The sequence below is a fragment of the Streptomyces sp. NPDC050433 genome (genome assembly GCF_044458565.1).
In the GTDB taxonomy this organism is placed as follows: domain Bacteria; phylum Actinomycetota; class Actinomycetes; order Streptomycetales; family Streptomycetaceae; genus Streptomyces.
In genome coordinates this window covers 80504-105120 of sequence record NZ_JBITIB010000031.1, presented here as the reverse complement: position 1 = coordinate 105120, position 24617 = coordinate 80504, and the positions used below count along the sequence as shown (strand labels likewise).

Annotated in this window: 25 protein-coding genes and 1 pseudogene; 15 read left to right on the top strand and 11 right to left on the bottom strand. The window is 71.2% G+C overall.

Features of this window, described 5'->3' with window-relative positions; all coding sequences use genetic code 11:
• Positions 1 to 158: 158 nt before the first annotated feature.
• Complete coding sequence (locus tag ACIBLA_RS30725; protein ID WP_363239624.1) at positions 159 to 893, bottom strand: GntR family transcriptional regulator; 735 nt, start codon at positions 891 to 893, stop codon at positions 159 to 161.
• A 242-nt stretch (positions 894 to 1135) separates the two neighbouring features.
• Here ACIBLA_RS30725 and ACIBLA_RS30720 point away from each other — a divergent pair, with 242 nt between their 5' ends.
• The 7 genes from ACIBLA_RS30720 to ACIBLA_RS30690 all read left to right on the top strand — a co-directional run bounded on the left by ACIBLA_RS30720 (position 1136) and on the right by ACIBLA_RS30690 (position 8444).
• Positions 1136 to 2140 carry a sugar phosphate isomerase/epimerase family protein gene (locus ACIBLA_RS30720; RefSeq protein WP_399200514.1) on the top strand — a complete coding sequence of 335 codons (1005 nt, stop codon included), beginning with the start codon at positions 1136 to 1138 and terminating at the stop codon, positions 2138 to 2140.
• Positions 2137 to 3903 (top strand): dihydroxyacetone kinase family protein, encoded by a 1767-nt coding sequence (locus ACIBLA_RS30715; RefSeq protein WP_399200513.1) that lies wholly within the window; start codon positions 2137 to 2139, stop codon positions 3901 to 3903. The genes ACIBLA_RS30720 and ACIBLA_RS30715 overlap by 4 nt, the downstream gene beginning before the upstream one ends.
• Entirely contained in the window at positions 3903 to 4367 is a 465-nt protein-coding gene (locus ACIBLA_RS30710; protein ID WP_363239621.1) for a ribose-5-phosphate isomerase, read from the top strand. Before ACIBLA_RS30715 ends, ACIBLA_RS30710 begins: the two co-directional genes overlap by 1 nt.
• An 8-nt stretch (positions 4368 to 4375) precedes the next feature.
• Positions 4376 to 5146, top strand: coding sequence for a triose-phosphate isomerase (locus ACIBLA_RS30705; RefSeq protein WP_363239619.1), 771 nt, complete (start codon positions 4376 to 4378; stop codon positions 5144 to 5146).
• A 57-nt stretch (positions 5147 to 5203) separates the two neighbouring features.
• Entirely contained in the window at positions 5204 to 6121 is a 918-nt protein-coding gene (locus tag ACIBLA_RS30700) for a hypothetical protein (protein WP_363239618.1), read from the top strand.
• A 111-nt stretch (positions 6122 to 6232) separates the two neighbouring features.
• On the top strand, positions 6233 to 7165 hold the full coding sequence (locus ACIBLA_RS30695) for a helix-turn-helix transcriptional regulator (protein WP_399200512.1): 933 nt from the start codon (positions 6233 to 6235) through the stop codon (positions 7163 to 7165).
• 190 nt (positions 7166 to 7355) lie between these two features.
• A complete protein-coding gene (locus tag ACIBLA_RS30690) occupies positions 7356 to 8444 on the top strand; it encodes a hypothetical protein (protein WP_399200511.1) in 1089 nt (362 codons plus the stop codon).
• Between the two features lie 82 nt (positions 8445 to 8526).
• Here ACIBLA_RS30690 and ACIBLA_RS30685 read toward each other — a convergent pair whose 3' ends face one another.
• A complete protein-coding gene (locus ACIBLA_RS30685) occupies positions 8527 to 9075 on the bottom strand; it encodes a DUF1707 and FHA domain-containing protein (RefSeq protein ID WP_363239614.1) in 549 nt (182 codons plus the stop codon).
• A gap of 124 nt (positions 9076 to 9199) precedes the next feature.
• Here ACIBLA_RS30685 and ACIBLA_RS30680 point away from each other — a divergent pair, with 124 nt between their 5' ends.
• From ACIBLA_RS30680 to ACIBLA_RS30650, 7 genes and pseudogenes are all read left to right on the top strand, one after another.
• Positions 9200 to 10126 (top strand): GNAT family N-acetyltransferase, encoded by a 927-nt coding sequence (locus tag ACIBLA_RS30680; RefSeq protein WP_399200510.1) that lies wholly within the window; start codon positions 9200 to 9202, stop codon positions 10124 to 10126.
• Between the two features lie 170 nt (positions 10127 to 10296).
• On the top strand, positions 10297 to 12048 hold the full coding sequence (treZ, locus tag ACIBLA_RS30675; protein ID WP_399200509.1) for a malto-oligosyltrehalose trehalohydrolase: 1752 nt from the start codon (positions 10297 to 10299) through the stop codon (positions 12046 to 12048).
• Positions 12049 to 12135: 87 nt separating this feature from the next.
• Positions 12136 to 13119: an aldo/keto reductase gene (locus ACIBLA_RS30670; RefSeq protein WP_363239611.1), complete on the top strand. Its 984-nt coding sequence runs from the start codon at positions 12136 to 12138 to the stop codon at positions 13117 to 13119.
• Between the two features lie 243 nt (positions 13120 to 13362).
• Positions 13363 to 13521: pseudogene (locus tag ACIBLA_RS30665) on the top strand (GTP cyclohydrolase I); the annotation flags it as partial.
• Positions 13522 to 13555: 34 nt separating this feature from the next.
• Positions 13556 to 13912, top strand: coding sequence for an arsenate reductase family protein (locus ACIBLA_RS30660; protein ID WP_363239610.1), 357 nt, complete (start codon positions 13556 to 13558; stop codon positions 13910 to 13912).
• Positions 13913 to 14002: 90 nt separating this feature from the next.
• Positions 14003 to 14629 carry a TOPRIM nucleotidyl transferase/hydrolase domain-containing protein gene (locus tag ACIBLA_RS30655; RefSeq protein WP_363239609.1) on the top strand — a complete coding sequence of 209 codons (627 nt, stop codon included), beginning with the start codon at positions 14003 to 14005 and terminating at the stop codon, positions 14627 to 14629.
• Between the two features lie 111 nt (positions 14630 to 14740).
• A complete protein-coding gene (locus ACIBLA_RS30650; protein WP_399200508.1) occupies positions 14741 to 15274 on the top strand; it encodes a VOC family protein in 534 nt (177 codons plus the stop codon).
• A 22-nt stretch (positions 15275 to 15296) separates the two neighbouring features.
• Here the strand turns inward: ACIBLA_RS30650 and ACIBLA_RS30645 are convergent, their stop codons facing one another.
• Positions 15297 to 16271, bottom strand: coding sequence for a hypothetical protein (locus tag ACIBLA_RS30645; RefSeq protein WP_363239607.1), 975 nt, complete (start codon positions 16269 to 16271; stop codon positions 15297 to 15299).
• A gap of 134 nt (positions 16272 to 16405) precedes the next feature.
• Positions 16406 to 17044, bottom strand: a complete 639-nt coding sequence (locus tag ACIBLA_RS30640; protein WP_363239606.1) for a nucleoside/nucleotide kinase family protein — start codon at positions 17042 to 17044, stop codon at positions 16406 to 16408.
• Positions 17045 to 17111: 67 nt separating this feature from the next.
• Between ACIBLA_RS30640 and ACIBLA_RS30635 the strand changes: the two genes are divergently transcribed.
• Complete coding sequence (locus ACIBLA_RS30635; RefSeq protein ID WP_363239605.1) at positions 17112 to 17501, top strand: VOC family protein; 390 nt, start codon at positions 17112 to 17114, stop codon at positions 17499 to 17501.
• An 8-nt stretch (positions 17502 to 17509) separates the two neighbouring features.
• Here ACIBLA_RS30635 and ACIBLA_RS30630 read toward each other — a convergent pair whose 3' ends face one another.
• The 7 genes from ACIBLA_RS30630 to ACIBLA_RS30600 form a co-directional block, all read right to left on the bottom strand.
• Positions 17510 to 17971, bottom strand: coding sequence for a hypothetical protein (locus ACIBLA_RS30630; protein ID WP_363239604.1), 462 nt, complete (start codon positions 17969 to 17971; stop codon positions 17510 to 17512).
• A 175-nt stretch (positions 17972 to 18146) separates the two neighbouring features.
• Positions 18147 to 19577: a M20/M25/M40 family metallo-hydrolase gene (locus ACIBLA_RS30625; protein ID WP_399200507.1), complete on the bottom strand. Its 1431-nt coding sequence runs from the start codon at positions 19575 to 19577 to the stop codon at positions 18147 to 18149.
• A gap of 186 nt (positions 19578 to 19763) precedes the next feature.
• Entirely contained in the window at positions 19764 to 20171 is a 408-nt protein-coding gene (gene msrB, locus ACIBLA_RS30620) for a peptide-methionine (R)-S-oxide reductase MsrB (RefSeq protein WP_363239602.1), read from the bottom strand.
• A 32-nt stretch (positions 20172 to 20203) separates the two neighbouring features.
• Positions 20204 to 21604, bottom strand: coding sequence for a UDP-N-acetylmuramate--L-alanine ligase (gene murC / locus ACIBLA_RS30615; RefSeq protein WP_363239601.1), 1401 nt, complete (start codon positions 21602 to 21604; stop codon positions 20204 to 20206).
• An 88-nt stretch (positions 21605 to 21692) separates the two neighbouring features.
• Positions 21693 to 22211 carry an indole-3-glycerol phosphate synthase gene (locus ACIBLA_RS30610; protein WP_363239600.1) on the bottom strand — a complete coding sequence of 173 codons (519 nt, stop codon included), beginning with the start codon at positions 22209 to 22211 and terminating at the stop codon, positions 21693 to 21695.
• Between the two features lie 152 nt (positions 22212 to 22363).
• Positions 22364 to 23128: a pyrimidine reductase family protein gene (locus ACIBLA_RS30605; RefSeq protein ID WP_399200506.1), complete on the bottom strand. Its 765-nt coding sequence runs from the start codon at positions 23126 to 23128 to the stop codon at positions 22364 to 22366.
• 137 nt (positions 23129 to 23265) lie between these two features.
• Positions 23266 to 24519, bottom strand: a complete 1254-nt coding sequence (locus ACIBLA_RS30600) for a PQQ-binding-like beta-propeller repeat protein (RefSeq protein WP_399200505.1) — start codon at positions 24517 to 24519, stop codon at positions 23266 to 23268.
• Positions 24520 to 24617 lie beyond the last annotated feature (98 nt).

The following is a 24617-nucleotide window of genomic DNA, read 5'->3' as shown; positions in this document are numbered from 1 at the left end:
TGTTTTTGGGGTGTCTTGGGGGGTGCTGCTTGGGGGGCCTCTGGGGGGGTGCATTCGGCCCCCCCCCCCGCCCGGGGGGGGGGGGGCGGGGGCGGGGGGGGGGGGGCGCCCCCGGGGGCGGCCCCCCCCCGCAGCCGTAGAAGTGAGGAACGGGCCCGTCAGCCGTCGGCGGACACGCGCCGTGCCACCGCCGTCAAGTGGTCCCGCATGGCGACGAGCGGACGCTCGGGGTCGCCGGACTCGAACGCGGCCAGGATCGCGGCGTGTTCACCCACGGCCTGCTCGATGTCCGACACACCGTGGTCGACCGTCTGCCGCAGCCGGTGCACATGCGCGCTCAGGGACTCGGCGGTCTTGAGGAGGAAGCGGTTGCCGGAGGCCCGGATGATCGTGAGGTGGAACTCCCAGTCCGCGGCGAAGTATTCGCGCAGATCGGCGAAGCCGGTCGGACCGTCGTGTGCCCCCCGGAGCTTCCGTACGCGGTGCGCGCACAGCACGTGTTGAGCGTGGGCGGCGCGCAGCTCCGGCACCAGGTCGTCGGCCTGGTGCAGCGCGCGTTCGACCGCGGCCGTCTCCAGGATGGTGCGCATGTCGAAGAGTTCGGCGAGCTGGTCCGGCCCCAGCGGCGGAGCGACCCGATACCCCTTGAGCGCCACCCGCGAGATCAGACCGGTGTGTTCGAGCTGGACGAGCGCTTCACGCACCGGGGTCGGTGACACCTCCAACTCCCGTGCGAGGGAGTCGATCCCGAGCGAACTGCCCGGCGGCGTCGAGCCGTCGAGCAGCCTTTCCAGGATCGCGTCGTAGACACCGTCACGGAGCGCTCGGCGAGGGACCACCGGCTTGCGGCCGGCGGCCGGGGCGACCGCTGCACTGTTCTCGTTCCTGTTCATCTCGCTCACCAGACTAGCGCCACCGGTCGATCCGGTGGGGTGTTGCCGATTAAATAGATCCTATAGCCTCTACGATTCAGAGCCGGTCCAGTGCCGATCGGAAACCGATTCGCAGCGCTGTCCCGGCCCTTCCAGGCCCCTCCCCCGGCTCCTCCCCCTGGCCCCTCCCGGCTCTTCCCGGCTCCTCCCCTCTCGCCCCTCGGCTCCCCGAGGACAGCCCCGCCCAGACCCCGGAGACGACGATGTCCCACACCGCGCAGGACTGGCCGATCGGCGCCGCTCTGCTGCAATTCCCGAACACGACCCGCGACGGCCGCTCCGTCCAGGACGCCCCCGCCGACTCCTGGAAAAGCGTCCTGGACGAGGTCGCCGCCGAGGGCTTCGACCATGTCGACCTCACGGACAGCTGGCTCCGGCCGGGCGACCTGCCGCCCGAGCGGCTGGCCGAGCTGTCCCGGACGCTCAAGGAGAGCGGACTCGGCGTCTCCGCCATCTCCGTGATCCGGCGCAGCGTGATCGACCCGGACCCCGGCACCGCCACGGCCAACCTCGACCACTTGCTGCGCACCATCGACGCCGCGGCGGAACTCGGCACCACCGTCGTCTGCACCGGACTCCACCGGCCGCTGACCGAGAACCAGCGCCGCGCCGTCTGGTTCTGGCACGAACCCGGCGGCGCCGACCCGGCCGGTGACGAGCGCACCTGGGCGCTGGCCGTGGCGCGGCTGCGGACGGCCGGCCGGCGAGCGGCCGAACTCGGCCTGCGGCTGTCCCTGGAGATGTACGAGGACACCTATCTCGGCACCCCGGAGAGCGCCGTACGGCTGGTCACCGACATCGGGCTGCCGAACGTCGGCATCAACCCGGACATCGGCAACCTGGTCCGGCTGCACCGCCCGACGCCGCACTGGGAGGACCTGCTCCGCCCCGTCCTGCCGTACATCAACTACTGGCACATCAAGAACTACCACCGGGACTTCGACCCGGCGACCGGCGCCTACTTCACCGTGCCCGCGCCCGCCGAAGGCGGTGTCATCGACTACCGGCTCGCCCTCGAACTGGCCCTGGAGGCAGGCTTCGACGGGCCGATCTGCACCGAGCACTACGGCGGAGACGGCCTCGGGGTCTCCGCCCGCAACCGCGACTACCTGCGCCGCGTCCTCGCGGCGAAACTGCCGGCCGTGGCCGCGGCCCGGTCGGTGGCGGAGGCCGACCGCGCGGCGGTGGACGGGGCGGGCCGCTCATGACCGTCCTGACGAACGACCCGCGCGACTTCGCCGACGAGGCCCTGGCCGGCTTCGCCGCCGCCCACGCCGACGAGATACGCACCGTGCACGGCGGCGTCGTCCGCGCCTCGGCCACCCCGCCGGGCCAGGTCGCCGTCGTCCTCGGCGGCGGCACCGGCCACTACCCCGCGTTCGCGGGCTGGGTCGGCCCCGGCTTCGCGCACGGCGCGGCCTGCGGCGCCGTCTTCGCCTCCCCCTCCGCGTCCCAGATCTGCTCGGTGGCACGGGCCGCGGACAACGGCGGCGGCGTGATCTTCGGCTTCGGCAACTACGCGGGAGACGTCCTGCACTTCGGGCGGGCGGCCGAACAACTGCGCGCGGAGGGCCTGGACGCCCGGACACTCGCGGTCACCGACGACATCGCGTCCGGCCCGGCCGGCGACACCGCGCTGCGCCGTGGCATCGGGGGCGATCTGACCGTACTGAAGATCCTCTGCGCCGCGGCCGAGGCCGGTCTCGGTATCGACGAGGCCGAACGCGTCGGCCGCAAGGCCAACGCCGCCACCCGTTCCCTCGGTGTCGCCTTCGCCGGCTGTACGCTGCCGGGCGCCGAACGCCCGTTGTTCACGGTGCCGGCCGGGCTGCTGAGCCTGGGCCTCGGCATCCACGGCGAACCCGGAATCGACGAACTGCCGCTGCCCACCGCCGACGGGGCCGCCGACCTGCTGGTGGACGGACTCCTCGCCGAGCGCGAGGCGGCGGACGCGGCGGTGGGCGGCTCCCCCGACGGCCCCGGCCGGGTCGCGCTGCTCCTCAACGGACTGGGCGCCACCAAGTACGAGGAGCTGTACGTCGTCCACCGCCGCGTCGCCGAACGGCTGGCCGCCGAAGGGCTCACCGTCGTCGCCCCGGTGGTCGGCGAACAGATCACCAGCCTCGGGATGGCCGGGCTCTCCCTCACCCTGACGTTCCTCGACGCCGAGTTGGAGGCGCTGTGGACCGCTCCGGCCGCCGCCCCCGCCTTCCGCCGCGGCGCCGTCACGCCCCGACCGCCCCGTACCGACGACCTGACCGCCACGCACCGGGAGCCACCCGTCGTACCGGGCACGGCCGATTCGCGGGCTCTCGGCGTGCGACTGGCCGAAGCGCTGCGGACCGTGTGCGCGACCGTGGTGGCCCACGAGGCGCGCCTCGGCGACCTCGACGCGGTGGCGGGCGACGGCGACCACGGGATCGGCATGCGGCGCGGGGCCGAGGCCGCCACGGCGGCGGCGGAGCAGGCCGTCGCTCTCGGCGGCGGGGCCCGTACGGTGATGGCCCGCGCCGGCGCGGCCTGGTCGGAGCGCGGCGGCGGCACGTCGGGCGCGCTGTGGGGCGCCGCGCTGACCGCGTTCGGCTCGGCGCTGGGCGACGACGACAGCCCCACGCCCGACGGGATACGGCTGGTCCTCGGCGTACGGGCAGCCGTGGACGCGGTGTCGCGGCTCGGCGGCGCCACGCCGGGCGACAAGACGCTGATCGACGCCGCCGTGCCGTTCGCCGACCAACTGGAGGCGACACTGCCCGAGTTCGGATTCACCGCCGCCTGGACACGGGCCGCGCGGACCGCGCACGAGGCCGCGGAGGCGACCTCGGCGCTCACCGCGCGCCGGGGCCGGGCCCGTACGCACGGCGACCGCAGCCTCGGCACACCCGATCCGGGAGCCGTCTCCCTGGCCCTGATCGTCTCGGCGCTCGCCGCCGACTCCCCGAACTCCGTGAACTGCCTGAAGGAGAAAGACTGATGCTGCGTATCGTCGTCGGCTCCGACACAGCCGGATTCGACTACAAGGAAGTCCTCAAGGCCGACCTGGGCGCCAGCGTTCGCGTCACCGAGGTCACCGACGTCGGCGTGTCGTCCGGACAGGACACCGACTACCCGCATGTCGCGGTGGAGGCCGCCCGGCTGGTCGCCGAAGGCAGGGCGGACCGCGCGCTGTTGGTGTGCGGCACGGGCCTCGGCGTGGCGATAGCGGCCAACAAGGTGCCGGGGGTACGGGCGGTGACCGCGCACGACTCGTTCTCCGTCGAGCGGTCCGTGCTGTCCAACAACGCCCAGGTCCTCTGCTTCGGTCAGCGGGTCATCGGCCTGGAACTGGCCCGGCGGCTGGCCCGTGAGTGGCTGACCTACGCGTTCGACTCCACCTCGCCGTCCGCCGCGAAGGTGGACGCGCTCCGCTCGTACGAACCGACCGCCGGGCAGGGGTGAACGGCGCCATGCTCTGGATCGGCACCAGCTTCAAGATGACGAAGACCCGTGCGGAGGCCGTGGCGTACGCCGCGCACCTGCGGTCCCTGGTGGGCGGGGGCATCACGGGCGTCCAGCCGTTCGTGATCCCCGCGGCCACCGCCCTGGCCGAGGTCTCCGCGACGCTCGGCCCCGGCTCCCCCGTACTCACCGGCGCGCAGAACGCCCACTGGGCGGACGAGGGCGCCTGGACCGGTGAGATCTCCGTGCCACAGGCGGCCGACGCGGGCGCACGGATCATCGAGATCGGCCACTCGGAACGGCGGGAGCATTTCGCCGAGACGGACGCGACGGTGGCCCGCAAGGTCGCGACCACACTGCGCCACGGCCTGATCCCGCTGCTCTGCTGCGGCGAGAGCGCCGAGGTGGCGGACCGCGGCGAGTCCGTGAGCCACGTGCTGTCCCAGGTGTCCGCCGCCTTCGAGGGCCTGCCCGACATTTCACGGGCACTGATCGCGTACGAACCGGTCTGGGCGATCGGCGAGGGGGGCCGCGAGCCACACCCGTCCGAGATCGCCCCCGTCCACCAGGCGCTCACGGCCCGGTGGGGCCACCGCGTAGCGGCCATCCTGTACGGCGGCTCGGTCACCCCCCACAACGCCGCCGCGCTGCTCGAAGTACCGGGCGTGAACGGCCTGTTCGTGGGCCGCGCGGCCTGGACGACGGACGGCTTCACCACGCTGCTCACCACGGCAAGCCGCTCGGCGACGAGCCGGACCACCGCACCTGCCGGCCCCTGACGGACCGGCTTCGAGCCGAAATCACCAGTGCCCTGTCACGACCAGGCCGGGCAATCCTTGGACGGTCATATCGTCGCCGAGATAGCCTGCCCTTTCGCTCAGCATCCTGGCGGCCTCGTCGTCCGCGAAGTGGATATCGTCTCGGCATTAACGGGGGAGGGGATCATGGCAGGTGCGTCCGGGGATGCTTCCACCGGCAAGTTATTGGCATGGCTCGGAGGAATCGCATCCGTGATCGCGATCCTGACCTGGCTTGGAGTGAGCAACGCGCAGGAGCTGAAAGAGGTGTTGGCGGAGTCATCCCCACCCAGTTCCAGCTCAGGCGCGCATGAGCGCTCAGAAACCGACCGCGCGCCCGACGGCCCTGACAGTGATGTGGACACCAGCGGTCCGGATTCAGAAGACGACTTCGGCGGCGGAGCGGACAAGCCCGATTCCAAGGTGTCGTCGCCCACTCCGGATCCCACCGAAGAGTCATTCAAGGGTGTCTCGGTGGGCGAATGCCTGCCGGTCTACGACACCGGCCACGGGGGCAACGGCATCGACTGGAGCGCCGACGTTCCGCCGGATCCCGTGTCCTGCGCGGCGACGACGGGCATGGTGCAAGTCACAAGCACCACTGCCAGCAGCTGTCCCATCAGTGCGGGGAAGTCGGCCTGGACTTACACCTCTGCCGTCTCGGGCGAGACCACAAACCTCTGTGTCACCCGCATCTACCGTAAGCACTACTGCGTGCTCGGCAAGCAGGTAGGTAACGACACCCAACTGGGATCAATGACAGCTGTGGACTGCAAGGCGCAGCGGATTCCCGCCGCGTACGACCGGATCATCCACATCAGGGGCGTCTATCAAGCCCCGCCGGGCGGCAACGCCGGCAATTGTGTGGAGGGGGCGAACGACCAGACCCAATACCTGGCCTGGTTGGTGGACGACGGCAAGACGCTGCTCTGCGGGGCGATCTTTCAAGGCAGCTGATCAATGCCGGGCGCCGGTGCACGAGCCTCGGTGTGTACGTGCGCCCGCGACTTCTTGTCTGCTACTCGCAGGGGCAGGCTAAGTGTGGAGCGCCTGGCCATACTCGATCCCATGAACGACAGAACGCACGGCAAGTCCCTCCTCGGTGAGTTCCTGTCCACGCGTCGGGCGCAGTTGAAGCCGGCCGACGTGGGGTTGCCGGACTACGGGGATCGGCGGCGGGTGCCGGGGCTGCGGCGTGAGGAGTTGGCTCAGCTGGCCGGTGTCAGCGTGGCCTACTACATCCGGCTGGAGCAGGGGCTGTCGCTCAACGCCTCGCCGCAGGTCCTCGACGCGCTGGCCACGGCTCTGCGCCTGGATGACGCGGAGCGGCGCCACCTGCACACCTTGTCCGGTGATGCGCGGCAGAGCCGCCGCCGGCTTCCCGCCGAGCGTGTCACCGCGGCCGTGCGCCAACTGGTGTACGCCTTCGGGGACTCACCCGTGGTCGTCGTCGGCCGGCGCTCGGACGTCCTGATGTGGAACCGCGCCGGGCACGCGTTGTTCGCCGGGCACCTGGCCCCGGACAGCCCGGATCAAGCGGCCACGCGGCCAAACACCGCCCGGCTGGTGTTCCTGGACGCCCACACACGCGACCTGTACGTGGACTGGCCCAGGAAGGCACGGGACGTGGTGGGCAAGTTGCGGCAGGCGGTCGGCCACTATCCGGAGGACCCGCATCTGGCCTCCCTCATAGGCGAGTTGACCATGCGCAGCCCGCAGTTCGCCACGCTGTGGGCCGAGCACCGGGTGCGCGCCTGGGACATGGCCGAGTACCGGATGCGCCATCCGATGGTCGGGGAGCTGGACGTGCTGCAGCACTCGCTCCCGGTTCCCCGGGGACAGGGGATCCGGATGGTGGTGACAACGGCGGCGCCGGACTCCACCGCCCAGGCGGCGCTGCAGTTGCTCAACCAGACCCTCCTGCCCCCTGCGGACCGGCCGGCGACGGCCCACCCCGCCGCCGGCACCCTCGCACGCGTCGTTCCTCCCGTCCGTTCCTGATTGCCCCACGCCTGAACATCACTCGGCAGCCCCCGGCCTGAAGCCGAAAGGCACTGCCACGGGGTCAGTCACGCGCGCCTTCCCGCGCCGGGCATTCCCCTTTCACGCCACCTGAAGGTTCGCCGTGGGGGACCCCCACACAACCCACCGCAGTACATATCGGCTCCAACTCTCCTGAGGAACAAGGACAATGAAGAACACGAAGCTGAAGATCGCCATCGCCGGCGCGGTACTCGTCGCGGCGGCGGCCACCGGGACGGCCTTGGCGGCGAACGGCTCCTCCAGCGGATCCGCCTCCGGCTCCGTATCCAGCTCCGGCTCCGAGCGGCCCCGGTTCGAGCAGAGCAAGCAGAAGGCGCCCAGCCCCATCAAAGCCGCCGGCCCCAACGTGTTCCCGCACTCGCTGGACTTCGACGCGCGGTCGAAGACGTTCTTCGCCGGCTCGCTCAAGCAGGGCAAGGTCTTCGCCGTCGGTACGGACGGAAAGGTGCGCACCCACATCGACGATCCGGAACTCGTGTCGGCGCAGGCCGTCCGCGTCGACCGCGAGCGGGGTCGCATCCTGGTCAGCAACGTGGACTACGGCACCGCCGAGCGTTCCAGGGACACCCCCTTCGGCATCGCCGGTGTCGGCAGCTACGACCTGACCACCGGGAAGCAGGACTGGTGCGTCGATCTGACGGCGATCGCCCTCGACGGCAAGAAGCACCTCATCTCCGACGTGACGGTGGCGCCCGACGGCACCGTCTACGCCGTCGACGAGCTGACCCCGACAGTGTTCCGCGTCGATACGAAGGGCCGCGCCTCGGTCTTCCTGCGCAGTGACCTGCTCCAGGGCAAGCTGGACATTCCCAACTTCCTCGACGACGTGGGGATGTCAGCGGTGGAGTGGGTGAAGGGAAACCAGTTGATCATCGCCTTGGCCGACGGCTCCCTCGTACGGGTGCCCGTCCAAGACCCCGAAAAGGCGCAGAAGGTGAAGCTCTCCGCGCCGCTCGCGCCCCCCGCCGCCGGCATGCGGCTGCTGAAGGACGGCTCGCTCACGGCGGTCAGCAGCGGTCTGCTGTCCGGCAAGCCCGCCCAGATCCAGCACGTGGAGCCCGGCGACGGCTGGGAGGAAGCCACGGTGACGGTCACCGACACCGTCAAGGATCCCGTCACCAGCGACGTGACCGCGGGACCTGGCGGCACGACGTACGCCCTCAGCGGCGGGCTGGCCGACCTCCTCGCGGGCAAGTCCAACGACGGATTCACCCTGACCCCCGTCAGGACCGGCTGAGCCGGTAGCCGCCGGCCGGTAGCCCGTAGCCGGTAGCCCTTCCGCCAAGGCCCAGGTCGCCGACTTGGGCCTTCGTCGTGGCTCAGTGCGCCGCGAGCCGGAAGCTCAGCTCGCCGAAGCTCACCGCATCCCCGTCGTACACCACGACAGTCCCCGTCACCCGACGCCCGTTGACCGTCGTGCCGTTGGTCGACCCCAGATCCCGCAGGATCCACCGCCCGCCCTGCATACCCAGCTCGGCGTGCAGCCGGGAGACGGTGTCGTGGGTGAGCCGCAGCCCGTTCATCGGGTCGCGGCCGATACGAAGCGGAATCGGGCCCGGATCGGGCAGCAGCAGCTTCGGCAGCCGCTCGACCTGCCAGGCCCTGCGCAGCCGCGCGGAGAACGCGGAAGCCCGCCCCACCGCGCTGAACACCCGCCGCGACCAGCGGCCGTCGGTGTCCAAGTCGGCTGTGAGTATGGCCAGTTCGTCGGACCTGCGCGCGGCCAGCGCCAGATCCATCCGGCGTATGAAGGTGTCGTGCGAGAGCTTGCCCTGCGCCGCTCCTTCTCGCAGGAGCGCGAGCACACGGTCGCGCTCGGCGTCGGAGAGCCGAGCGGGATACGTGTGGAACTCGAACGAGGACGTCACATGACTGATTGTCGGGCCGAGTCGGTGACGTGTCCAGAAGGGCCAATCCACGGTGACAAAATTGGTTCGACCGGCCTCTGGCCGGTCGATTACGGTGAGCGCCCCTTCCTGGAGGCTCATCTACATGACCGATCCGGTCTTCCGTCCTCTCACCGGCTCCGAAGCCCCGCTGTTCCGTTCGCTGCCCGACCCCGGACTCGTCGGCCGCGTGATCACCGGCGTCGAGTACCGCACCGTCGCCGAGGGCGGCGACTACCGCCCCGAGTGGACCTGGGTGGCGTTGCGCGACAGCGTGGTCGTGGCCCGCGCCGCCTGGTGGGGCGGGCCCAAGGACCGTGAGCCGATGCTGCTCAACTGGCTCGACATCGCGGACGGCGAGGACGAGGCAGGCGCCGAACTGCTGCGCCGCGCACCGTGGAACGTCGAGTACGAGCTGATCGCGCCCGCCGGCTGGCGCGAGGACCCGGTGCTGCGCGCGGCAGTCGAGTCCCGGGCGGGCGCCGCACAGGCCGCCGGGATGAAGCCGCTGGTCGAGCGCTTCCACTACCGGTGGACGGCCGACCTGGGGCTCCCGACCCGGCCGGGCCGGCTGGAGTTCCGTCCCGAGCCGGACGACGACGTGATCTTCGACGTGCTGCGCCGCGTCCACTCGGCCACGCTCGACGCGCACGCGCGGCGCGCGATCGAGGAGTCGGGGCCGGACCGCGAGTCGGGGCTGGACCGGGCCGCCCAGGAGGAGCTGGACTTCTTCCGCTGGTGCCCGTCGCCGCGCGAGTGGTGGCAGCTGGCGTACGACCCGGCGGGCGAGCTGGTCGGTATCCACGTACCCGCGCACAACTTGTCGGGACCGTGCGTCGGCTTCATCGGAGTCGTACCGGAGCAGCGCGGTCACGGGTACGCGTACGACCTGCTGGTCGAGTGCACGAACGTGCTGGCGGAGACGGGGGCGACCGTCATCGCCGGCGCGACGGACCAGGGGAACTTCCCGATGGCCGCGCATTTCGCGCGCGCGGGGTACCCGGTGGCCCAGGAGCGGATCAACCTGATCTGATCAGCCTGATCTGATCCAGCCCCGTCTGCTCAACCTGATCCGGCCGACCTGATCCGCCGACCTGATCCGACTCAACCCGCCCGAATCGAGGGGATCTCCGAGCCTCCGGCCTGCACCCTTGTCACCATGTAGGTGAAGAGTGCCGACGACAGGACAGAGGGGGACCACTCGTGCAGTTCGAGGTCTGGGCACCACAGGCGCGGGACCGCGTCACACTCCACCTGCGAGACGATGCCGACCGCACGATGACCCGCGACCCACTGCGCGAGGGCTGGTGGACCGCCGACGCGCCCGCGGCCGACGGCACCCGCTACGGTTTCGCCCTGGACGACGGCCCCGTACTGCCCGACCCCCGCTCCCACCGCCAGCCGGACGGCCCGGACGGGCTCAGCGCGGTCGTCGACCCTGCCGCGTACGAGTGGTCCGCCCCGTGGCGCGGCCGTCCGCTGCCGGGCGCGGTGCTGTACGAGCTGCATGTCGGCACGTTCACCGACGAGGGCACCCTGGACGCGGCGGCGGCGCAGCTCGCCCCGCTCGCCGCGCTGGGCATCACGCACATCGAGCTGATGCCGGTGTGCCCCTTTCCGGGGACGCACGGCTGGGGGTACGAGGGTGTGTCGCTGTGGGCGGTCCACGAGCCGTACGGCGGGCCCGAGGCACTGAAGCGCTTTGTCGACACGGCGCACGGTCTGGATATCGGCGTCGTACTCGACGTGGTGCACAACCACCTTGGGCCGTCCGGCAATTACCTGCCTCAGTTCGGCCCGTACTTCACCGACACCCACCACACCCCCTGGGGATCGGCCGTCAACCTCGACGCCCCCGGCTCGGACGAGGTCCGCGCGTATCTGCTGCAGAGCGCGCTCGCCTGGCTGCGCGACTACCGCTTCGACGGGCTGCGCCTCGACGCGGTGCACGCCCTCGCCGACACCCGCGCGCTGACCTTCCTGGAAGAGCTGTCCACCGCCGTCGACGCGCTCTCGGCCGAGCTGGCCCGGCCGCTGTTCCTGATCGCCGAGTCCGATCTGGGCGATCCGCGGACAACCACGCCACGCCCGCAGGGCGGCCTCGGGCTGCACGCCCAGTGGAACGACGACTTCCACCACGCGCTGCACACCGCGCTCACCGGCGAATCGCAGGGCTACTACGCCGACTTCGCGGTCGCGCCGATCGCCGCGCTGGCCAAGACGCTGACCCGCGCCTTCTTCCACGACGGTACGTATTCGAGTTTCCGGGGCCGCACGCACGGCCGCCCCGTCGATCCTGCCAGGACCCCCTCCCACCGCTTCCTCGGCTACGCCCAGACCCACGACCAGATCGGCAACCGCGCGCTCGGCGACCGGCTGTCGGCGACCCTGAGCCCCGGTCTGCTGGCGTGCGCCGCGACGCTCGTGCTGACCGGGCCCTTCACGCCGATGCTCTTCATGGGAGAGGAGTGGGGCGCGCGTACGCCCTGGCAGTTCTTCACCGACCACCAGGACCCGGAGCTGGCGGAGGCCGTACGCAACGGCAGGCGGCGGGAGTTCGCGGCGCACGGCTGGGTGGCCGAGTCCATCCCCGACCCGCAGGACCCCGCCACACGCGACCGCTCGTGCCTGGACAGGACGGAGGCGGCCCGCGAGCCGCACGCCCGGCTGCTGGCCTGGCACCGGGACCTGATCGCGCTGCGCCACAGCCATCCGGACCTGTCGGACCCGGACCTGGCGACGGTGAAAGTGGCGTACGACGAGGGCGCACGCTGGCTCGCGTACCGGCGCGGCGATCTGCGGATCGCGCTGAACCTGTCCGCACAGCCGGCCGAGATCCCGCTGGGCGGCCGGAGCGGCCAGGTACTGCTGGCCTGGGCGCCGGCAGAACCGCCCGGCCCCGACGGGGTGCTGCGGCTGCCGCCGGAGTCGTGCGCGGTGCTCGCGGGCGGCTGAGCCGGGGGAAGCCGGCGCCTGTTCAAAAATCTGCCGAGAGGAAAACGCACTCCCTTGGTGTGCGCTCGAACGTCTAGCGTCGAGGCCATGAAGCAGCGAACTCTCGGTAGGACAGGGCTCCGCGTCAGCGAACTCTGTCTCGGCACGATGACCTTCATGAAGGACGACGAGGCGGGCGCGCACCGCATCCTCGACACGTTCACGGAGGCCGGCGGCACCTTCCTGGACACGGCGGACGCCTACGGGCAGGGCGTCTCGGAGGAAGTCCTCGGCGGCTGGCTGAAGGGGCGCGACCGCGACGCTCTCGTCATCGCCACGAAGGTGGCTCTCCCCATGGGCGAGGGCCCCAACGACGAGGGCCTGAGCCGCAAGCACATCGTCGCGTCGGTGGAGGCGAGCCTGCGGCGGCTCGGGACCGACTACATCGACCTCTACCAGACACACGTCTGGGACTTCAGAACCCCGATCGAGGAGACCCTCGGCACGCTCGACACCCTCGTGAAGGCGGGCAAGGTCCGCTACCTCGGCGCGAGCAACGTCTCGCCCGGCCAGCTCCAGCGGGCGCTCGACGTGTCCGACCGGCGGGGCTGGGAGCGTTACGTCAGCCTCCAGCCGATCTACAACCTCCTGGCGCGCGAGGTGGAGTGGGAACTGCTGCCGCAGAGCGAGGCGGCAGGCGTCGGCGTGATCCCGTACAGCCCGCTCCAGGGCGGCTGGCTGACCGGCAAGTACCAGCGCGGCATGACGTCCGTCCCACCCGGCAGCCGCGAGTCCCACGGCGACGGCGAGAGCTGGCGGGGCCGGGACAACGAGGAGACCTGGCGGGTCGTGGAGACGGTCCAGGCGGTCGCCGCCGAGACGGACCGCACCCCCTCGCAGGTCGCACTGCGCTGGCTGCTGGACCGGCCGGGCGTCACGGCCCCGATCATCGGCGCGCGGACGCACGACCAGCTGACGGACAACCTGGGCTCGGTGGGCTGGGAGTTGACGGAGGCTCAGACGACGCGCCTGGACGAGGCCAGCGCGCGTCCGCTGCCGTATCCGTACAACGTGCTGTCGCACTTCAGCTGACGACTCGCGCGCTGTACCGGCTCTGGCCCGAGGCGACGTCACGCTCGCGTACCGCCGCTACGGAGGCCCCGACCCGAACCAGCCGGTCACACAGCTTCGTCAGGCGTCGTGTGCCGCCGCGTGGCCTGGTTCGACGCAGCAGTCGCCGGTGCGGGGGGGCCAGGACGGACTGGACCGCCGGAGCGCGGAGTCCTTGCAAGTAGCCGGTGAGGGAGGCATGGTGCATGCCGCAGACCAGCTCCGGGGCCCGGGGTGGTCATCCAGGCCGAACACACCTGTATGACCCTGCGCGGCGTCCAGGCCACCGGCACCACCACCATGACCTCCACCCTCCTGGGCCTGCTGCGCACGGACGCCCGCCCGCGCGGCGAATTCCTCACCCTGACCAGCCTGCCCGGCTGAAATGCCCGCCGGCACATACCGAAAGACCGACGTCATGGAAATCTGGATCAATCCGGCCTGTAGCAAATGCGCCTCCGCGCTGTCCCTTCTGGACGAAGGCGGCGCCTCCTACACCGTGCGGCACTACCTGGAAGAACCACCGACCGCTCAGGAGCTGGAAGAAGTACTGGGGCTCCTCAACCTGGAGCCCTGGGACATCACCCGCACCAACGAACCCGAAGCGGCCGACCTCGGCCTTGCCGCCTGGCCCCGCGAGGCCACCCACCGCGCGCGCTGGATCGACGCACTGGCCGCCCATCCTGCCCTGATCCAGCGGCCGATCATCACCGCGGACGACGGCACCGCGGTGGTCGGCCGTTCACCGGAGGCCGTACGCGCCCTCCTGCCGTAGTCCCGGCGCCGGATCGCCGGCCCTGCGACGCCGGACGCCGCCGAGGGAAAGTCCTTGGCACGGTGGCCGGAAAGGGCGGAGACTCGTGGCATGTCTGACATGGGGGCGTTCCGGGAAGCGGCCATCGCCTGGGCCGGCGGCGGTCCCGACCGACCCGCACGCGAACTGGCCGCGCGGCTGGACGTGCGGGCGGTCGTCCTGCTCGAAGGGCCGAGCGACGCGGCAGCGGTCGGCGCGCTGGCCGCGAGCCGCGGCCGGGACCTGGCGGCCGAAGGGGTCTGCGTCCTGCCGATGGGCGGCGCGATGAGCGTCGGGCGCTTCGCGAGCCTCCTCGGCCCGGCCGGTCTGGGCCTGCGCCTCACCGGGCTGTGCGACGAGGGCGAGCGCCGCTTCTACGCGCGCGGCTGGGAGCGGGCGGGGGCGGCCGGGGCGGCGCACCACGGGTTCTTCGTCTGCGCTGCGGACCTGGAGGACGAACTCATCCGCGCCCTGGGCGTGACACGGGTGGCGGAGCTGGTCCGGGCCGAGGGCGACCTGCGCCCGCTCCAGACCTTCCTGCACCAGCCCGCGCAGCAGGGCCGTACGTCGGAGCAGCAGTTGCGGCGCTTCCTCGGTACGAAGAAGGGCCGCAAGATCCACTACGGCCGCGTCCTCGTGGAGGCGCTGGACCCCGACCGCGTCCCGGCCCCGCTGGACGACCTCCTGGCCGGCCTCTGAGCCCCGGCACCCTCACCGACCACGCCCGCCCCTGGTGATCCAGGACGACATCCGGCCTATCTCGTCCCTACCGTTGCTGTCCGCAGCCGACATCAGCGAAAGGACCGCGCCATGCACGAGCAGACCAACGTCGCGCCGGAGGGCTACACCACCGTCGCGCCCTGGGTCGTCACCGATGACACAGGGGCCTTCCTCGACTTCGTCACCCAGGCTTTCGGAGGTGAGGAGCTGGGGCGCGTGGCGACCGAGGACGGCTTGATCGGGCACGGTGAGATCCGGGTCGGCGACACTGTCGTGCTGGCCTTCGACCGGCATGCGGACTGGCCCACCGTGCCGAGCCTGTTGCGCGTGTTCGTCGCCGACGCGGACGAGGCGTTCTCACAAGCCGTCGCGGCCGGCGGCCAGGTCGTCACTCCCCTCGCGGACGACGCCTTCGGACAGCGCGGAGGGCGCGTCACAGACCCGTTCGGCAATATCTGGTGGGTGGTCAGCCGCGTTGAGGACGTCTCCGAGGACCTGATGTGGAAGCGGCTTCAGGACCCCGTGTACGCCGAGGTCATGCGGGTGGCTCAGGCGACGCTCGACGCCGAGTTGAGCGGTCGACGTCACGGGCGCGCCAGCGCGCCCGTCGAGACGACCGGCTGACCGACGACGGTCGAGCGCCGGCTCAGTGCTCGTCGTCCGGCCGCGACGGCGACACCATGCGCTCCAGCAGTTCCTGGAATTCGTCCCCGACCACGATGCGCAGCCCGCCCGCCTCCACGTTCCCCTCGTCCTTGTCGCTGAGCTGGGTCAGCGTTCCGTCGCGCCACCAGTAGACGTACGGGCTGATCGCACCCGGCGTGTCCTCGAAACCGGACGCGGCGAACGACGCCATCGCGTTCAGCGACGGGATGACGGAGGCGTCACGTATGACGTGAAAGGCGAGTTGGTGACGGAACGGGAACGCCACCAGCGCCCCGTCCGAGCCGAGCAGCCGCCCGGTGACCTGGTGGACGAGGCTGTCCAGCGCCAGCACCCGGCTCGCGGTGTAGAACGAGTCGCCCATGACGACCTCGAACCGCATCCCCTGCCCGTCCTTGACCGTCTCCCGCCCCTCGACGGGCAGTTGGCGCAGATTGCCCAGTGCCCGCGCCCGCAACTCGTGCAGCGGGCCCAGCGGTTCCAGCGCCTCGTCGGTGAGCATCATGACGCTCTCCGGGAGGTCGAGCGCGAGGATCTCGTACAGTCCGGGGGCGACGGAGCGCGCGTACGCGAACGCCTGCGCGTCGAGGCTGTCGCCGCTGATCACCCGTGGGTAGAGCTGGGCGCGGATCTGCTCGGGCGGCAGCGTGTCGAGGGCGGAGGGACCGTCCATGGTGCGCAGCACCATCCCGGCGTGCTGCCGGACGAGTTCGCCCCAGACGCGGGCGCCCCGGTCGTCGTTGTGGCAGACGGCGGCGAGGTTGGAGAGCCCGAACTGGCGGCCCGCACTGTCGGTGACACTGTCCGAGTAGACGGTGACCTCCAGGCCCCGCTCGGCGAACGCCTCACGGACCTGGCTGCGGAAGAGCGCGGCCTCGTCGGTCGAGAAGAAGGAGAATTCGGGATCGCGGGGCATCTCGCGCCCGTCACGTCTCGGCCCGCGTCTGAACAACCCCACGTCGTCCGCCTCCCCTGATCGCGCCCGGCTTGGCGCCCCGGTCCCCATTGCCCCCGTTGATCCATCCCCGTCGAACGTTCGATGGTAGGCCCTGGACGGCGGCCTGTGTCGGGGCGGGGGGCGTACGACGGCGGTCAGCCGGGTCCGACGGCGACCGGAACGACCAGGTCCGCGCGGTGCCGGCCGCGCGCCACCAGTCGCGCGTTGACCTCGTCGGAGTCTCTGACCCAGCGCTCCGCGTACGGCCGTTCCTTCCCGAAGCGCACATGCCGGTCGACCAGCCGCCGCACGCGCACCACGGGATCCAGCTCCAGGAACCACGCCTCGTCGATGAACATACGGACCGGTGCCCACACCCCGTCGTCGTGCAGCAGGTAGTTGCCCTCGGTGATGACGAGCGGGACGTCCGGCGCGACGGCGATGCTGCCGGCCACGGCCTCCTCCAGCGCCCGGTCGAACGCGGGCGCGTAGACGACGACCCCCGGCGCGGGCGCCCGCAGCCGGGCGAGCAGCGCGGCGTATCCGACGGCGTCGAAGGTGTCGGGCGCGCCCTTGCGTTCGGCTCGGCCGAGTCTGCGCAGCTCGGCCTGGGCGAGGTGGAAGCCGTCCATGGGGACGAGTACGGCTCTGCCGCCGAGCGCCGCCACGAGGTCGGCGGCGAGCGTGGACTTCCCCGCGCCCGGCGCGCCCGCGATGCCCAGGATCCGGCGTTGGCCGGGGACGGCGAGCTGGCGGGCGCGGTGGGTGAGTGCGTCGAGCTGCCGCGCGTCCATGGGCGCATTGTTCCATCCGGGCGGACTGCCTTGCCCGCCTCTCGGTCATACGTATAACGTCTCCGTCATGCCTCATATTGCCCAGGTCACTCTCGTCGTGCGCGACTACGACGAGGCCATCGCCTTCTACACCGAATCCCTCGGCTTCGAGCTGATCGAGGACACCGACCGGGGCGACGGCTCCCGCTGGGTGGTCGTACGGCCGCGAGGCGGCGGGGCCGCCCTCCTGCTGGCCCGCGCGGCCGACGCCACCCAGCGGGCGAGCGTCGGCGCGCAGACGGGCGGCCGGGTCGGCTTCTTCCTCTACACGGACGACTTCGCACGGGACCACGCCCGGATGCTGGCGGCGGGGGTCCGCTTCGTACGGGAGACCCGCCACGAGCCGTACGGCACGGTGGCGGTCTTCGAGGACCTGTACGGCAACCTCTGGGACCTGCTTCAGCCGACCCGGCCTTAGAGGGTGTCTCAGCCGAAGCGGTACACGTTGACCGTCACGGAGCCGCCTTCGGCGCTGATCGTGTACGAGCCGGGGCCCGTGTAGGGCAGACAGCCGTCGGCGAGGATGTCGTCCTCGTTGATGCCGGTGTCGTCCTCGCCCACGAAGGCGCACACCTGGGCGACGGGGTGGGGGATGAAGCGGTGCTCGGCGCCCGACTCCGGATAGCGGGGCAGGGTGGGGGTGTTGATGTCGCGGTCCGGGTGCTGCCACAGGGCGGTCTGCTGGCCCCACGGCGCCCGCATGACGACTTCGCCGTAGGGCTCGGGCAGGTCGTTGTCGTCGCTCTCCCTGGGGTTGGAGAAATCGATCGAGTAGAGGATGGGCCCACCGGGCACATCGGCCTGGACGGCGCCGACGTTCACAACACCGACCAGCATCAGGGCTGTCGAGGCGAGGACCGTCAGCCGACCCGCAGATTTGACACGCATCCCAAATTCCCTTCACTCACGGTAGCCGAATGACCACCATGAGTAGGCTATTGGGGCGCCTGGCCGGTTGACCTGGCCCGATGGGTAAACCCCCCGGACGGATGGGACGGAAGCCCGGCACCGCGATCATCGCGCGGGCGCGCACGCCAGGCCGACAACCCCCGCCGACGGGCCATCAGTTGCCCGGCATCGGGAAGGCCACCGGGCTCCGCTTCCCGTCGCGGTTGACCGCCCGCACACCGAAGAAGACGTTGTCCTTGGACAGGTCCACCGTGTGCGTGGTCGAGAGGCCGACCTTGATCACATGCGTCCACTCGGGTTCCGTCGTCTCGCGCCACACCACTTCGTAGCCCGCCAGGTCAGGCTCCGTGCCCAACGCCCATTTCAGCTCGGTGTCGTTGGTGAGGTTGCTCGTGACGATCCGCGCCTGGCGCGGTGTGCCCGGCGCCTGCGCCAGGGTCCACAGCACCGCGCCGTTCACCCGCGTCACACGGGCGATGTAGTCGAAGTCGCAGAACTCGGGCAGGTCGCCGTACTGCTTGCCGCCCTCCACCCGTACGTCCTGGTGCTGGTGGGCGAAGTCTTCGGCGGGTTCGGTGAACCGGGCCGCCGGATAGCCCTGTTCCAGGAACGGGATGTGGTCGCCGCCGCGCAGATAGCGGTCGCGCCGGTAGACCACGCGCACGTTCATACCCGTCGCGTCGTTGTCCCCCACGTCGTTCACGAAACGCGCCAGCTGCCGGGTCGCCGAATCGTTCTCGCCGCCCACCGAGCGGCGGGTGTTGGCCTGTTCCGGGGTCTCGGACGTCGGTACGCCCTCCGCGAAGAGCCGCACCGTGTACGGGTCGCGGGTGCCGTCGTCGGCGCGCGAGCTGCCGATGATGTCGTTGGTGAACATGCCCTGTACGTCAACGCCCGCCGCCTTGAACTGCGTTGCCGCGTACCTCGACCCGTACAGGCCCTGCTCCTCACCCGCGACCGCCATGAACACGATCGTCGCCGCCGGGCGCCGTTTCGCCAGCACCCGCGCCAACTCCATGACCAGCGCGACACCTGACGCGTCGTCATCGGCGCCGGGCGCGTCGCTGGTCGCGTCCATGACGTCGGTGACGCGCGAGTCGTAGTGCCCGGCGACGACGTACACGCGGTCGGGGGTGACCGAACCACGCAGCGTGGCAACGACGTTGGTGATCCGGGTCGCCACCGGGATACGCGAGGCGGGCTCCTGTATGTACGACTGGAGCTCGGCGGTCATCCGACCGCCGGACACCGCCGCGTACTTCTTCATCTCGGCCAGGATCCAGTCACGCGCCGCGCCGATTCCACGCTCGGGATCGTCCTGAACCGACAGGGTGTGCCGGGTCCCGAACGCCGCCAGCCGCCGTACGGTCGCCTCGATCCGGTTCGCGTCGACCTCCTGGAGCAGCTTGCGCAACTCCCGGTCGGGCGCCTGGGTGGTGGCGGCCCCGCCACCGCTCTCGCGTCCCCCGCCGGACGCGGCAACCGCCTGCCCGGCGGAGGCGATCAGGGGTACGCCGGCGGCCGTCACGGCGGCCGAGGCGAGAACGGTTCTCCTACGCGGCATTCCAGCGGACTGCTCGGGCATGGAAAGTCCCTTCCAAAGCGATGAACCGGCGCTTCATCGTCATGGACAGGCCAACCCCGCACAAGTCCACCTACGGCGGCGGCTCCGCCCCCGGCGCCTTGGACACACTTCGTCACGTACGCGGCGGCCGGAGCCTCAGGACGACATGTATACCGTGACGCCCCGCCCCCGCCCCCGAGTTGGCCGTCACGCCTCGTCGGGCGTCAGCCGCAGTGAGATCGAGTTGATGCAGTACCGCTGGTCCGTCGGCGTGCCGTAGCCCTCGCCCTCGAAGACGTGGCCCAGGTGCGAGCCGCAGCGTGAGCAGCGGACCTCCACGCGGACCATGCCCATCGTGCGGTCCTCGATCAGCTCGACCGCGTCGCTGTCCTTCGGGTCGTAGAACGACGGCCAGCCGCAGTGCGACTCGAACTTCGTGTCCGAGCGGAACAACTCCGCACCGCACGCGCGACAGGAGTAGACACCGGCCGTCTTGGTGTCCGTGTACTCACCGACGAAGGCGGGCTCGGTGCCGGCCTTGCGCAGCACCGCGTACTCGGCCGGGGACAGCTCCTCGCGCCACTGCTCGTCGGGCTTGTCGATGTCGTACGCCATGACTTCCTCTCTCGCGCCTCGGGTGATGCGCCTCAGTGGGACAGACGGGCAAGGATCTCGGGACCGAGATCCGTCACGTCACCCGCCCCCATGGTGAGAACGAGATCACCGGGCTTCGCCATTCCCGCCACGGCCTCCGGCACCGCGCCCGCCTCGTGTACGGCCCTGACCTCCGCGCCCGCGGCCTCCGCCGCCTCGATGATCAGCGCGCTGGTGATGCCGGGGATCGGGTCCTCGCGGGCCGGGTAGATGTCCAGCACCACCGAGGCGTCCGCCAGGGCGAGCGCCTGGCCCATCTCCGTACCCAACTCCTGTGTGCGCGAGAAGAGGTGCGGCTGGAAGACGACGAGGAGCCGGGAGCCGGGGGCCGCGGCGGCGCGCATCGCCTCCAGGTCGGCGGTCATCTCGGTGGGGTGGTGCGCGTACGAGTCGATGACCTGCACGCCGTTCGCCTCGCCCTTGAGCTGGAGGCGGCGCTTGACGCCGGTGTACTTGCCGAGCGCGGAGGCGAGATTGTGCGCCGGGATGCCGAGGGCGACGCCCGCCGCGAGAGCGGCCACGGCGTTGTGGGCGTAGTGGCGGCCGGGCACGGAGACCGCGAAGGTCAGGAAGCGGCCGTCCAGGACGACCGTGACCTCGCTGGTCAGACCGCGCGCGGTGACCTTGTGGACACGTACGTCGGCGTCCGCCGCCTCGCCGTAGGTGACGACCTTGACCGTGGAGCGGGCGCGCACCTTCGCGGTCAGCTCGACCGCGCCGGGCTGGTCGGCGGCGATCACCAGCGTGCCGCCGGGGACGATCTTGCCGACGAACGTCTCGAAGGACTCGTAGATCTCGTCCATGGAGGCGTAGTTGGCGTGATGGTCCAGCTCGACGTTGAGGACGATCGCGACCTCGGGGTCGTACTTCTGAAAACTCCGGTCGCTTTCGTCAGCCTCGGCGACGAAGATGTCTCCGTCGCCGTGGCGGGCGTTGGTGCCGGGGCCTTCCAGGTCGCCGCCGATGGCGTACGACGGGTCGAGGGCCAGCTCCGTGAGCGCCACGGCGAGCATGGAGGTCGTCGTCGTCTTGCCGTGGGTGCCTGCGACGGCGATGGACCGCAGGCCGCCGCCCATCAGGGCGGCGAGGGCGTCGGAGCGGTGCACGACGGGAACGGACAGCTCCGCGGCCCGTACCAGCTCCGGGTTGTCCGCCCGGATCGCGCTGGAGACGACCACGCAGGACGCGTCGTCCGCGAGGTGTTCCGCGGCGTGGCCGATGTGGACCGTGGCACCGAGGGCTCGCAGGGCCTCGGCGGTGCCGGACTCCTTGGAGTCGCTGCCCGCGACCTTCGCGCCGCGCTGGGTGAGGATCTTGGCGATACCCGACATTCCGGCGCCGCCGATGCCGATGAAGTGCGGCCGTTCCATGGCGGTGGGGATACCGGGTGCCATACGTGTTCTCCCAGGGTGGTGCGGTGCGGGCTGTCGACCGGGGCGACCGTCGCGGGCCGGCGGCCGTGTGCCCCGGCGGTCCCCCAGCCTATTCGCTTCGGGCCGCCCCCTTGGTCCCCCCGGCGTCGTTGTCGTCGTCCGCACTGTGTGCGAAGAGTTTGAGCACCGGCACGCCGACCTTGTGGCGTGCGCGCGAGGCCCAGTCCCGGTGGAAGAACTCCTCCACGTAGTGGGGTTCGGTGAGGACGATGACCTCGTCGGCCGCCGACTCCTCGACGACCGACTTGAGGTGGTCCAGCGGGTGACTCTCGACCACCACGCCGGTGGCATCCCGGCCCGCCGCCCGCAGGGCGGCCAGCGAGTGCGCGAGCGCCAGCTCGGCGGGGCCGCGGGCCGCGGCGCCCTCGGGCTCGTCACCCTCCCCGGCGGCTTCCCTCAGCTCGCCGAAGGCGACGTCGTCGATGGCGCGCAGCAGCGCGTCCGCCTGATCGCCGCGGGGCTGCATGAGCACGATGAAGGAGACCTGCTGGTCGCCGTGGAGCGTGGTGACGAATTCGACGTCCACGGACGACAGGGGCTTCTCGATCATCAATACGCTTGTGAACACGACAGGCGCCCTTCGTCGTTCCGGGGCCGGTGGGGCCCGCTGCGGAAACCATCCTTCCCCGTGCCGCACGGGGGATCGCGTGAGTCTGCGTAAGTCTGCGTGAGTAAGTGTGCCCAGTGGGAGCTAACCGGAACGGCAAATTCCGCCGAATATCAGATCCGACGGTATTGGGTGAAAAGGAACCCGGCCTCCTCCAGTACGGCCGCCAGGGCGAAGCGCTCGGGGTCCGGGAGCCCCGGTCCGCCGGCGATGCGCTGCGCGCTGCCGACCGTGAGCAGGGGGGAGACGGTCAGGCAGAGTTCGTCCAGCACGCCGGCCGCCACGAACTGGCCGAGCAGCCGGGGGCCGCCCTCGGTGAGCTGCCGCACCAGGCCCAGCTCCGCCAGGGCCGTGACCGCCCGGCCGGGATCGACGCCCGGCCCGTCCCCGGCGACGATCACCCGCCCGCCCGCCTTCTCGGCGTCACGGATCCGGTCGGGGGACGCGGCGGCGCCGGTCAGGATCAGGGTCGGCACGAGGGGCGAGGCGAAGAGCGGGAGCGAGAGATCCAGGTTCAGGCTGGCGCTGACGACGGCGATCGCGGGGGCGGGCGCCTGCCCGGCGGCGACGCGCCGCGCGGCGAAGGCGTCGCGGGCGCGGGCGGGGCGGTAGCCCTCCAGGCGAACCGTTTCAGCACCCACGAGTACGACATCCGCCAGCCCCCGCAGGGTGCCGAAGATCCGCATGTCGGCGTCGGACGAGATGGCCTGCGAACGGCCGTCGTGCTGGGCGGCGCCGTCGAGCGTGGAGACCATGTTCGCGCGCAGCCAGGAGCGGCCTTCGACGGGCTCGGGGTACGCGTACGCGTCGGCCAGGTCGTCGAGACTCCACTCGTGGTCGGCCATCGGCTCGGACGGCACGGGAAACAGGCGTCGCATGGCGTGCAGTCTGACACGGCGCACGCCGGGTCGCCGCCCCACACAACGTGCGCCGTCGTACCCCGAACTGACGTGCGTGGACGCCCCGGCGGGCCGCCCGCCGGGGCCGCCACGGTCAGCGCAGAGCCACCGCGGCGTCAGCGCAGAGCCACCACACCGCCGCTCGTGCGGACGTAGAGCATCCCGTCGGCCGGGAGCACCACCAGGCCGGTCTCGTCGTAGACCGCCTCGCCGTCGGGGTCGTCCAGGTCGTACCTGTTCTCGATCTTCGTGTCCAGCGCGAGCGCCCAGCGCGGCTCACCCGTGGCGGCGTCCAGGGCCACCACCTCGCCGCTGTAGGTGGCCACGTACACCACGCCGCTCGCCACCACCGGCGCGCCCGCCGCCTGCCCCTTGAGCGGGAACCTCCAGAGGCTCCGCCCCGTGGCGATGTCGAGAGCGCTGACGGCGCGGCCCAGGATCGGGGGCTCGCCGTCACCCTCCTCGTCGGCGTAGTAGAGCACGCCGCCCGCCACCGCCACCGTCCCCGCGAGCCACGACCCGTGCAGCAGGTGATGGGCACGCCGCTCCCCCGTACGCGGGTCGAGACCCACCACGCCGCCCCCGGACCGGACGGCCTCGTCGTCTCCACCCCACGCCACCGGCAGCCACACCAGGCCGTCGCCCAGGACCGCGTGGGCGCACTGGACCAGTGCCGCCTGTTCCCCGTCCTGGCCGATCGCCACATCGACGACCCTGTCGAACGCCGCTTTCCCCGTGCGTACGTCGAACGCGTCGACACCTCCGCTGGTGCGGTTGGCCTCCAGGCCCCGGGCGGCGAAGGCGGTGCCGTCGGCGGAGACCGCCGGGGCCGCGTCCAGCCAGCCGTGCAGCTTCGTGCTCCGCCAGCGCGGGGAGAGATCAGGCAGATCGAGCGCACGCACCCCGTCGCCGGAGAGCAACAGCAGGTCTCCGGCCACCGTCGGATGCCACTGCCCCCGCATCGTCCGGACGACCTGGCCCGTCTTCAGCTCGTGGACGTGCAGAGAGTCGTCGAACTCGTAGTCGAGGCCGCTCACCCCTACGAAGACCAGGTCGTTCCAGACGGCGATCGGCAGCTGCGTCACGAAGTCGCCGGGCTCGAACTCCTCGTCCTCGCCGCCCTCGTCGTCGCGGTAGGTGTGGCTCCAGCGAAGTTCGCCCGTGGCCGCGTCGAAGGCGTAGAGCGTCGCTGCCACGTCGGCCACGAGCAGGGTGCCTCCGGCCAGCACGGGCGAGGTGATCACTTCCCCTTCCGTCGCGGCCACCCACGCGACCTGAGCGCGGTCCGGGAGGCCGGACGCCTGATACGTGCCGCTGCGGCCGTCGTCGCCGTAGTGCGGTACAACCGTGGCCTCTGACATGTCCGACATGCGCGTTCCCCCCGTGCGACGAATTTCCGGCAACCGATAAACGTACAGATGTTCTAATCCTAGGGGGGTGGGCCGCTCTCACGCACATCGCCTCCACC